This window comes from Rhodanobacter sp. FW104-R8 (assembly GCF_001617365.1).
Taxonomy (GTDB): domain Bacteria; phylum Pseudomonadota; class Gammaproteobacteria; order Xanthomonadales; family Rhodanobacteraceae; genus Rhodanobacter.
Window position 1 is genome coordinate 112,728 of the sequence record NZ_LVJR01000029.1, and the last position, 9,115, is coordinate 121,842.

Consider the following 9,115-nt stretch of genomic DNA (forward strand, 5'->3'; position numbering starts at 1 on the left):
TCAGCCCAGCAGGCCGGGCGCGATCGCCGCCAGCGTCCACACGCGGTGCGGCACCGCCATCGGCTCGGCGGCGTGGTGGGCGGCCAGCAGGTCAGCCAGTTCGGCATCGAAGCGCTGCGCCCTCGTCTCGTCCAGCGTGGCGCCAATGCCGGCGCTGGCGCGGATGCGGCCGCGCCAGTCGGCGTGGCTGTACGACACGTCCAGGTCGAACGACCAGGTGCGCAGGTCGGTGAAGCCGGCCTCGGCCACGTCCTTCAGCCAGGCCGGGTACAGGCCACTGCCGCTGTGCATCGTCCACCCGGGGTTGCAGGCGAGGATCAGCCGTTCGGTGTCCTGCACCAGGTTGCCGTTCAGCGGCACCCAGTCGAAATGCGCGATCAGCAGCCGCCCGCCCGGCCGCAGCCACGTACGCGCCAGTGCCGCGCTACGCGGACGATCGAACCAGTGCCAGCACTGGCCGGCGGTGATCACGTCGAACGAGGCCGGCGCGAAGTCGGCGTTCTCGACCCGCGCACGCACCTGCTTCACCACGACGCCGGCGGCGCGATCCAGCTCGGCGGCCTGCGCCAGCAGCGGCGCGGAGTGGTCCAGCCCGGTGACCTCGCAGCCACGCAGGGCCAGCCCGCGGGCGACGCTGCCGGTGCCGGTGCCCAGATCCAGCACCGCATCGCCCTTGCGCACGCTGCCGTCGGCGAGCAGGCGCTCGAAGAAGGCTTCCGGGAAGCCGGCGCGATGGCGTGTGTAGTCGCCGGCGGTCCTGCCGAAGTCGGTAGCCATCGACGTCTCTCCCCTGTGGGCATCCGTGCCACCGGATGTTACCGGGATGGCCCGGCGCCGCAAGCGGCACCGGTACCCCTGACGAAGGCCCGATTGCGCCCGCAACCGGGGAGGCACTAGCTTGGTACTCCGCATGCCAGCCTTCCGCACCGACCTCTCGCCCCTGCCCGCTCCCGGCCTGTGGGCTGCCACGCTGGCGATCGCCGGCTACTTCGCGCTGCAGTTCGTCGTCGGCAACCTGTTCGCGCTGGCGCTCGGGCCGCTGCTGGTCGGGACGCACGCCGCCGCAGGGCAGCAGGCGGTGCTGGCCATGCTCACGCTGGGCGTCGCCGTGCCGCTGACGCTGTGGCTGGTGCATCGCCGCTGGACGCCGCTGTGGTCGCAAGCCGGGCCGCCGGGCTTCGGTTTCACCGCGCCGCGCCGGCGACTGTACTTCGTGGCGGCGTTGGCCACCGGGCTGGCGGCGCCGATCCTGGGCGGATTCGTCACGGAATGGCTGGCGCACGGCCACCGGGCGACCCAGGACATCCAGCAGCTCGGCGGCGCCACCCCGCTCGGCTTGCGCATCCCGCTGGTGCTGGTGGTGGTATGCGTGGGGCCGCTGGTGGAGGAGCTGCTGTTCCGCGGCGTGCTGCTGTCGGCCCTGATGCGGCGCTGGCCGGTCGGCTGGGCAGTGGCCGGCAGCTCGCTGCTGTTCGCGCTGGTCCACCTGCCGGGGCTGGCATACCAGTGGTACGCGCTGCCGAACCTGCTTCTGCTGGCGCTCCTGCTGGCCGGGTTGCGGCTGCGTTCGGGCTCGATCTGGCCGGCGGTGCTGGCGCATGGCGTCAACAACCTGCTGGCCGCCGGCGCCTGGTTCGTGGCGATCAATCCGCCAGGCTGATCCCGCCACGGCGCAGCAGCCGCGCGGTCTCGAACAGCGGCAACCCCATCACTCCCGAATAGCTGCCGTCGAGGTGTTCGACCATCGCCGCGCCGCGGCCCTGGATCGCATACGCGCCGGCCTTGCCGAACGGCTCGCCGGTGGCGACATAGGCGGCGATGGCCGGCTCGTCCAGGGTGGCGAAGCGCACCTGCGACACGCAGACCTCGCACTGCTCGCCGCTGGCGCCGACCAGCCACACCGCCGAGATCACCGCATGCGTGCGGCCCGACAGCCGACGCAGCATCGCGGCCGCATCGGCGCCATCGCGCGGCTTGCCGAACACCTCGTCGTCCAGCACCACCTCGGTGTCCGCACCGAGCACCAGCGCGCCGTCCACGTGCGCCAATGCGGCCAGGCCGGCTTTCGCCTTGTCGCGCGCCACCCGGCTCACGTAGTCCCGCGGCGATTCGCCTGGCCCACGCTGCTCGGGCACGTCGACGTCGAGCACGGCGAAGTCCATGCCGAGCTGTTCCAGCAACTGGCGCCGGCGCGGCGATTGCGAGGCGAGATGAAGCACCGGCGTCACAGCGTCAGGCTGTATTCGCAGAACTGGCGGTCGCGCTGCCAACCCAGCGATTCGTACAGCGCCTGCGCCGGCGCGTTGTCCAGCGCGGTGGACAGCGACAGGCTGGCCGCACCCAAGGCATGTGCATGCTCCGCCGCCGCCTTCAGCAGCGCAGACGCCACGCCTTGCCGTCGTGCTGTCGCGGCCACGAACAAATCGTTGAGCAGCCAGGTGCGCACGGTGCGCACCGAGGAGAACAGCGGGTACAGCTGGGTGAAGCCGAGCCCCGCGCCGTGCTCGTCCAGCGCCAGCAGGACCAGCGACTCGTGGTGGCGGAAGCGCTCCGCCAGGAAATCGCGCGCCCGCGCCGGGTCCGCCGGCTGGCCGTAGAACTGGCGGTAGCCGTCGAACAGCGGCGCCAGCGTGTCGAGGTCGAGGATCGTGGCTTGCCGGATATGGAAGGACATGGCGGCTGGGTTCCGTGGAATTCAGGCACGATGGTAAGGGTGGCCGGCCACGATCGTGGTGGCGCGATACAACTGCTCGGCCAGCACCAGCCGCACCAGCATGTGCGGCAGGGTCAGCGGGCCCAGCGACCAGCGCTGGTCGGCGCGCGCCAGCACCTCGGGCGCGTGGCCGTCCGGCCCGCCGATCAGGAAGGCCAGGTCGCGCCCGGCCATGCGCCACCTAGCCAGCTGTTCGGCCAGCTCTTCGCTGGACCAGGTTCTGCCGCGACCATCGAGCGCGACGACGTGGATGTCGTGCGGCAGCGCCGCGAGGATCGCGGCGCCCTCGTCCTGGATCGCCCGCGCATCGTCGCGGCCCTTGCCGCGGTTGCCGGGCTTCAGCTCGACCAGTTCCAGCGGCAATTCGTGCGACAGCCGCTTGCGGTATTCGGCAAAGCCTTCCGCCACCCAGCCGGGCATGCGTTCACCGACCGCGATCAGGCGCGCGCGCATGCCGGGGGTTCGGCTCAGCCGGCTTGTGCAGCGTCGATTTCGTGCCCGTGGTCACCCACCGTCCACAGCCGCTCCAGACCATAGAACTCGCGGATGCGCGGCAGCATCACGTGGACGATCACGTCGCCCAGGTCGACCAGCACCCATTCGCCTTCCGTCTCGCCTTCCACGCCCAGCGGCATCACGCCCGCCTTCTTGGCGAACTTGCCCACTTCGTCGGCGATGGATTTGACGTGGCGCGCCGAAGTGCCGGAGGCGATGACCAGCAGGTCGGCGATGGAAGTCTTGCCACGGACGTCGATCTCGCGCACGTCCTTGGCCTTCAGTTCTTCGAGCGCGTCGATGACCGACTTGCGCAGGGTGGCCGTGGTGACGGCCTTGTTGCTACGGGCTGTGCTCAAGAGGATGGGCCTCGATGCGGGATCGCAGCGCAATATGGCGCGGGCGCAGTATAACCGCCCCGCCGCAACGGCACGTCAAGGTACCAGCCGGCCCGAGGCGCGGCCGCTCAGTGCGCCAGCGAGCGCCTGGCCAGGCGGTATTCGTGCATCAGCCGCGCCACCAGTTCGGCGGCCGGCTGCGGGCGCACCAGGCCGGCGGCCTGGCCGCACCATTCGGACAGCAGGTCGCCCCGGCCGGCCTCGGCGGCAGCACGCCGCAGCGGCGCGGTGAGCGCGTTCAGCACCGGATACGGCAGGCCCGCGGCCGCCTGCGGCATCGCCTCGACGAAGCGGTTGCGCAGGCCGCGCGCGGCGCGCCCGGAGAAGCCGCGGATGGTGGTGACCTGGTGTTCCCCGGCCCGCGGCAAGTCCCGCTTCCACGCCTCGGCGGCCGAGCACTCCGGACAGCCGAGGAAGGCGGTGCCGAGCTGGCTGGCCGCCGCGCCGAGCGCCTCCGCCGCCAGCATGCCGCGGCCGTCCATGATGCCGCCGGCGGCGATCACCGGCACCTCTCTTGCGTACCCGGCCATCGCCTGCACGGTCAGCGGCAGCAAGGCGAACAGGCCGATCATCGCGTCCTCGGCCTCGTGCAGGAAGGTGCCGCGATGGCCGCCGGCCTCGGCACCCTGCATGGACACCGCGTCGGCGCCGGCGTCGGCCCAGGCGCACGCCTCGGCCACCGTGGTGGCGGTGCCGATCACGTAGATGCCGCGCCGGTGCAGCTCACGCAGCTGCGCCGGCGCGATCACCCCGAACGCGAACATCGCCACCGCCGGGCGCGCCTCGCACAGCGCGGCGAATTGCTCGGAGAAACGCGGCGCCCAGCGCGGCGGCAGGCTGGTGCGCACGTCGAGGCCTTCGCGCGCCATCAACGCATCGAGCTGCTCGCGCGCCTTCGCCACTGCCGCCATGTCGGCCTCGAATTCGTCCGGCAGCACGAACAGGCCGATCGCGTACGGCCGGTCGCCGAGCGCACGGATCTGCGCCGCCTGCTCGAGGATCGCCGCCGGCTCCAGGTAGCCGGCGCCGAGCGAACCCAGGGCACCGGCGTTCGACACGGCGGCCACCAGCGCCGGCGGCGTCGAACCGGACATCGGTGCCTGGATCAGTGGATGCTCGATGCCGAGCCGGCTGGCGAACGAGGTGTCCATGCGTGGCGACCTGCGGCGGAAATGGGCCAAGTATCCGCCACCGCCGAGCGCGGCAGAAGCCGCCGGCAGCTCCGCCCGCCGGCGGCGGTCATTCAGCCGCCGGACTTCATCGCCTCGCCTTTCATGGCATCGCCCTTCACCGCACCGTGTTTCATGGCGTCATGTTTCACGGCGTCCTTCTTCATCGCCTCATGCTTCATGGCATCGTGCTTCATGCCGTCGTGCTCCATGGGCGTTTGCCGCATGGCGTCGTGCGCCATCGCCGTGCTGGAGCTGGCAGCCATGGTGTCCTGCGCGAACGCGGATGCAGTGGCGAGGCCGCAAACCATGGCGGCGGCGAGCAGGGTGGCAAGTCGTGCGTTCATCGGAAGATCCTCGAGAGAAGGAAAGGGAAACGGCCACGCCGCCCCTCGCTTCCTTCGCCGCCCGCCGGCCGGCGGTTACCCGGCGCGGCTCGGAGCCTGTGAAAAATTCACGGTACCTCAGCCGCCCTGCCCGGCCACGATGTTCACCGTGATCGCGATGATGAACACGTTGAAGAAGAACGAGATCACGCTGTGCAGCAGCACCACGCGGCGCAGGTACTTGCTGGTGATCTGCACGTCGGAGACCTGGAAGGTCATGCCGATCACGATCGAGAAGTAGGCGAAATCCCAGTAGTCGGGCCGGGGCGTATCGGGAAATTCCAGGCCGGCATGCTTGCCGCCGAGATCGCCGTAGTAGCCGTGCGCGTAGTGCAGCGCGAACATCATGTTGAGGAACAGCCAGCTCAAGACCACGCTGAGCACGCCGACCGCCAGCGCCAGCATGCCGCCGCCCCTGGCCGCGTGCAGCTCGTTGCCCAGTGAGGCCAACACCACTGCGGACAACAGCACGCCGCCCCACAGCACGCCCCAGCGCCCGATATCCAGCATCTGCGCCCGGCTGCGCATGTGGTCCGGCGTGGCCCGGTTGAACAGGCGCGCCAGGCTGCCCAGGTAGACCACCGCAGCCAGGTCGAAGCCGAGCAGCAACGCCGTGGTCGGGCGCATGCCGAAGCCCGACAACACCACGATGCTGGCGACAAGGATGGCCAGCGCCGCGATCATCCATGGCCGGCCCTTCACGAAACGCCACGGCCGCCAACCACGCGGCTTCGCGGTGCCCGGCGTCGCCCCAGCCGAGGATTTGTCCATGCGTATCTCCACGTCAGGGGCTCAGCCGAGCAGGTCGTGATATTCCGGGTGCCGCGGCATCCACGCCGCCACGTACGAACAGGCCGGCACCACCTTCCAGCCCTCGGCGCGGGCCGCCGTCAACGCCGCCTCCACCAGGGCCGAGGCGATGCCGCGGCCGCCCACTTCGGGCGGCACGCCGGTATGGACGATCGTCATCACGCCGGACGCCAGCGTGTAGTCGAGTACGCAGGGCACGCCATCCACCTCGGTGTGGAAACGGCGGGCGTTGCGGTCGTGCTGGATGGCAAAGGGCATGCGGGCTCCGGATCGAAAGGCAATGGACAAGCATACGGCCCGGACGGGCGATTGCGCGTGAAGCCGCGGTGCCGGTTCGTTCGCGCAAGCTGCATGGACCTCCCGGCATGCTGGGCGCCTGTCCACCACCGCGCAGGAGAATCCCATGAAGAAATCCGCATCCGCCCACTGGTCCGGCAGCATCACCGAAGGCCAGGGCACGATGTCGTCCCAGTCCGGCGTGCTGCGCGAGGCGCCTTACGGTTTCAAGTCGCGCTTCGCGGACGGCCCGGGCACCAATCCGGAGGAGTTGATCGCCGCGGCGCACGCCGGCTGCTACTCGATGGCGCTGTCGCTGGGGCTGGGCAGCGCCGGCTTCACTCCCGCCAGCATCGACACCGAGGCGGTGGTGACCCTGCTCAAGGACGGCGACGGCTTCAGCATCACCGCGGTGGAACTGACCTGCCGGGCCAGCGTGCCGCGCATCGACGCGGCCACGTTCGACCGCATCGCGCAGGCGACCAAGCTGGCCTGCCCGGTGTCCAAGGTGCTGAAGGCCACGATCACGCTGGACGCGCGGCTGGAAGGCTGACCCGCGCGGCGACTCAGGCGGCGACCTCCACGGTACGGGACAACGCCGCCGCGGCTTCGTCCCGGCGCCGCTGGCGCACCGCCTGCGCCAGATGCTGCAGCACCTGCACCGAGCTGTTCCAGTCGATGCAGCCGTCGGTAATGCTCTGGCCGTAGTGCAGCGGCTGGCCGGGCTGCAGTTCCTGGCGGCCGCCGAGCAGGTGGCTTTCCACCATCACGCCGAGGATGCGCCGCTCGCCGGCGGCGATGCGCGCGGCGATGTCCTCGACCACCCGCGGCTGGTTCTCCGGGTTCTTGCCGCTGTTGGCGTGGCTGGCGTCGATCATCACCCGTGCGGCCAGGCCGGCCTTGCCGATCGCGGCGCAGGCCACGTCGACGCCGGCCGCGTCGTAGTTCGGCGCCTTCCCGCCGCGCAGGATCACGTGGCAGTCGCCGTTGCCGCTGGTGGCGGCGATCGCGGCCTGGCCATCCTTGGTCACCGCCATGAAATGGTGCGGCTGCGACGCGGCCTGCACCGCGTCCACCGCGATCTTCACATTGCCGTCGGTGCCGTTCTTGAAGCCTACCGGACAGGACAGTCCCGAAGCCAGCTCGCGATGCACCTGGCTCTCGGTGGTGCGCGCGCCGATCGCGCCCCACGCCACCAGGTCGGCGATGTACTGCGGCGTGATCATGTCGAGGAACTCGCAACCGGCCGGCACGCCCAGCGTGTTGATGTCGCACAGCAGGCCGCGGGCGATGCGCAGGCCCTTGTCGATGCGGAAGCTGCCGTCCAGGTCGGGGTCGTTGATCAGCCCCTTCCAGCCCACCGTGGTGCGCGGCTTCTCGAAGTACACCCGCATCACGATCTCCAGCGCGTCGCCCAGCTCGCGGCGCAGCGGCAGCAGCCGGCCGGCGTATTCCAGCGCGGCGCGGGTGTCGTGGATCGAGCAGGGCCCGATCACCACCGCGAGACGGTCGTCGCTGCCGGCGAGGATGCCGTGCAGCGCCTGGCGCGAGGCGTCCACGGTGGCCATCGCGGCGTCGGTGGCGGCGCAATCGCGCATGACCTCGGCCGGCGTGCTGAGGCGGGTGATGGCGCGGATGCGCAGGTCGTCGGTGGTGTGCATGGCGGCTCTCCTGGAGATTTTTCAGGTGGCGGCCATAAAAAAACCGCCAGTGGTGGCGGTTCGGTGTGGTTGTGTCGATCAGATCAAAATGATCGCGCCCGCGCCGCCGCCGTTGGCTTCGGATAGCCGTAAAACCAGAAATACAGGCGGGCGGTGGCGGAGGACATGTCGCCATAGATAACACAATGGACGTCCAAATCAAACTCCCGGCCGAGCTGACGCTAGACTGGCGGCATGCTCTCGCCTTTCGACCTGCTGACCCGGCCCGCCCGCGAACCGATCCGCCGCTGGGTGCTCAAGGCCTTCCCGCGCCCCGACACCGGCAGCCTCGACTACGACCAGCCGCACGGCGATCCCGGCTTGTTCGGGCCGCACAGCGCGACCTGGCGCGTGCACGCGGATTTCCCCGGCATGCTGGCCGGCGGCCTCGCCGCGCTGACCCTGCAGACCCTGCACCCGCTGGCGCTGGCCGGGGTGTGGGACCACTCCGATTTTCGCGGCGACCTGCTCGGCCGGCTGCGCCGCACCACCGCGTTCGTGGGCGGCACCACCTATGCGCCGCGCGCGCAGGCCGAGGCGCTGATCGAGCGCGTGCGGCGGATCCACCTGCAGATCACCGGGCATGGCGAGGACGGGCGCCCCTACGCGGCGAATGATCCCGACCTGCTGACCTGGGTGCACGTCAGCGAGGCGTACTGCTTCCTGCAGGGCTACCGCCGCTACGGCCACGTGGCGCTGCCGGCCGGCGCCGCCGACCGCTACTACGACGAGGTGCGGCGGATCGCCGAGGCGCTGGGCGCGCGCGAGGTGCCTTCGTCCGAACGCGAGGTGGCCGGCTACTTTCGCCGCATCCGGCCTGAGCTGGCGTACACCGAGCGCTCGCGCGTGGTGCTCGGCCTGCTCGGACAGGTACGCCTGCCGGTGCCGGCGGCCGGACTGTCGCGCGACCTGTTCCTGTTCGCCGGCCACGCCCTGCTGCCGGACTGGGCGCTCGCGATGCTGCGCCACACGCCATGGCAGCGGCGCCAGGCGCAACTGGCGGCGCACGCGCTGTGGTCGATCGCACCGGTGTTCCATGCCGCCCTGAAGGACGGCATCGCCAGCCGCGCCTGCCGGCGCATGGACATGGCGCCGGAGCAGTTGCGGCGCTGGGCGCAGCTCCGCGCCGTCGATCGGCATTGACAGCATCACCCTATCGGCTAACGTC

13 protein-coding genes are annotated in these 9,115 nt (G+C 70.7%); 3 read left to right on the forward strand and 10 right to left on the reverse strand.

All coding sequences use genetic code 11. From position 1 onward, the window contains the following. A complete protein-coding gene (locus RHOFW104R8_RS10215) occupies positions 1–777 on the reverse strand; it encodes a class I SAM-dependent methyltransferase (RefSeq protein ID WP_068090695.1) in 777 nt (258 codons plus the stop codon). 133 nt (positions 778–910) lie between these two features. On the opposite strand from RHOFW104R8_RS10215, the gene RHOFW104R8_RS10220 reads away from it, so the two are divergent. After that, positions 911–1,660 carry a CPBP family intramembrane glutamic endopeptidase gene (locus tag RHOFW104R8_RS10220; RefSeq protein WP_068090699.1) on the forward strand — a complete coding sequence of 250 codons (750 nt, stop codon included), beginning with the start codon at positions 911–913 and terminating at the stop codon, positions 1,658–1,660. On the opposite strand, the gene RHOFW104R8_RS10225 is transcribed toward RHOFW104R8_RS10220, so the two are convergent. From RHOFW104R8_RS10225 to RHOFW104R8_RS10260, 8 genes are all read right to left on the reverse strand, one after another. Further along, complete coding sequence (locus RHOFW104R8_RS10225) at positions 1,644–2,219, reverse strand: nucleoside triphosphate pyrophosphatase (RefSeq protein ID WP_068090822.1); 576 nt, start codon at positions 2,217–2,219, stop codon at positions 1,644–1,646. The genes RHOFW104R8_RS10220 and RHOFW104R8_RS10225 overlap by 17 nt on opposite strands. 5 nt (positions 2,220–2,224) lie before the next feature. Then, positions 2,225–2,674, reverse strand: coding sequence for a GNAT family N-acetyltransferase (locus RHOFW104R8_RS10230; RefSeq protein ID WP_068090701.1), 450 nt, complete (start codon positions 2,672–2,674; stop codon positions 2,225–2,227). A 21-nt stretch (positions 2,675–2,695) separates the two neighbouring features. Next, on the reverse strand, positions 2,696–3,166 hold the full coding sequence (gene rlmH / locus RHOFW104R8_RS10235; protein WP_068090702.1) for a 23S rRNA (pseudouridine(1915)-N(3))-methyltransferase RlmH: 471 nt from the start codon (positions 3,164–3,166) through the stop codon (positions 2,696–2,698). A gap of 14 nt (positions 3,167–3,180) precedes the next feature. Then, positions 3,181–3,567, reverse strand: a complete 387-nt coding sequence (gene rsfS / locus RHOFW104R8_RS10240; protein WP_082823587.1) for a ribosome silencing factor — start codon at positions 3,565–3,567, stop codon at positions 3,181–3,183. A gap of 107 nt (positions 3,568–3,674) precedes the next feature. Beyond that, positions 3,675–4,757 carry a nitronate monooxygenase family protein gene (locus RHOFW104R8_RS10245; protein WP_068090706.1) on the reverse strand — a complete coding sequence of 361 codons (1,083 nt, stop codon included), beginning with the start codon at positions 4,755–4,757 and terminating at the stop codon, positions 3,675–3,677. Positions 4,758–4,849: 92 nt separating this feature from the next. Continuing rightward, positions 4,850–5,122 (reverse strand): pentapeptide MXKDX repeat protein, encoded by a 273-nt coding sequence (locus tag RHOFW104R8_RS10250; protein ID WP_068090708.1) that lies wholly within the window; start codon positions 5,120–5,122, stop codon positions 4,850–4,852. Positions 5,123–5,239: 117 nt separating this feature from the next. Further along, positions 5,240–5,932, reverse strand: a complete 693-nt coding sequence (locus RHOFW104R8_RS10255) for a DUF1345 domain-containing protein (protein WP_068090713.1) — start codon at positions 5,930–5,932, stop codon at positions 5,240–5,242. Positions 5,933–5,953: 21 nt separating this feature from the next. Next, positions 5,954–6,229 (reverse strand): GNAT family N-acetyltransferase, encoded by a 276-nt coding sequence (locus RHOFW104R8_RS10260; protein WP_068090715.1) that lies wholly within the window; start codon positions 6,227–6,229, stop codon positions 5,954–5,956. Between the two features lie 145 nt (positions 6,230–6,374). Between RHOFW104R8_RS10260 and RHOFW104R8_RS10265 the strand changes: the two genes are divergently transcribed. Beyond that, positions 6,375–6,800 carry an OsmC family protein gene (locus tag RHOFW104R8_RS10265; RefSeq protein ID WP_068090717.1) on the forward strand — a complete coding sequence of 142 codons (426 nt, stop codon included), beginning with the start codon at positions 6,375–6,377 and terminating at the stop codon, positions 6,798–6,800. Between the two features lie 13 nt (positions 6,801–6,813). Here RHOFW104R8_RS10265 and RHOFW104R8_RS10270 read toward each other — a convergent pair whose 3' ends face one another. Further along, positions 6,814–7,908: a 3-deoxy-7-phosphoheptulonate synthase gene (locus tag RHOFW104R8_RS10270; RefSeq protein ID WP_068090722.1), complete on the reverse strand. Its 1,095-nt coding sequence runs from the start codon at positions 7,906–7,908 to the stop codon at positions 6,814–6,816. 234 nt (positions 7,909–8,142) lie between these two features. Between RHOFW104R8_RS10270 and RHOFW104R8_RS10275 the strand changes: the two genes are divergently transcribed. Further along, the gene (locus RHOFW104R8_RS10275) at positions 8,143–9,090 is read left to right on the forward strand and encodes an oxygenase MpaB family protein (protein WP_068090724.1); all 948 of its coding nucleotides are present in this window, start codon (positions 8,143–8,145) and stop codon (positions 9,088–9,090) included. Positions 9,091–9,115: the final 25 nt, after the last annotated feature.

Coding starts and splice junctions, on each gene's coding strand:
- RHOFW104R8_RS10215 (WP_068090695.1), bottom strand. CDS start 777: ATGGCTACCGACTTCGGCAGGACCGCCGGCGACTACACACGCCATCGC.
- RHOFW104R8_RS10220 (WP_068090699.1), top strand. CDS start 911: ATGCCAGCCTTCCGCACCGACCTCTCGCCCCTGCCCGCTCCCGGCCTG.
- RHOFW104R8_RS10230 (WP_068090701.1), bottom strand. CDS start 2,674: ATGTCCTTCCATATCCGGCAAGCCACGATCCTCGACCTCGACACGCTG.
- rlmH (WP_068090702.1), bottom strand. CDS start 3,166: ATGCGCGCGCGCCTGATCGCGGTCGGTGAACGCATGCCCGGCTGGGTG.
- RHOFW104R8_RS10245 (WP_068090706.1), bottom strand. CDS start 4,757: ATGGACACCTCGTTCGCCAGCCGGCTCGGCATCGAGCATCCACTGATC.
- RHOFW104R8_RS10250 (WP_068090708.1), bottom strand. CDS start 5,122: ATGAACGCACGACTTGCCACCCTGCTCGCCGCCGCCATGGTTTGCGGC.
- RHOFW104R8_RS10255 (WP_068090713.1), bottom strand. CDS start 5,932: ATGGACAAATCCTCGGCTGGGGCGACGCCGGGCACCGCGAAGCCGCGT.
- RHOFW104R8_RS10260 (WP_068090715.1), bottom strand. CDS start 6,229: ATGCCCTTTGCCATCCAGCACGACCGCAACGCCCGCCGTTTCCACACC.
- RHOFW104R8_RS10265 (WP_068090717.1), top strand. CDS start 6,375: ATGAAGAAATCCGCATCCGCCCACTGGTCCGGCAGCATCACCGAAGGC.
- RHOFW104R8_RS10270 (WP_068090722.1), bottom strand. CDS start 7,908: ATGCACACCACCGACGACCTGCGCATCCGCGCCATCACCCGCCTCAGC.
- RHOFW104R8_RS10275 (WP_068090724.1), top strand. CDS start 8,143: ATGCTCTCGCCTTTCGACCTGCTGACCCGGCCCGCCCGCGAACCGATC.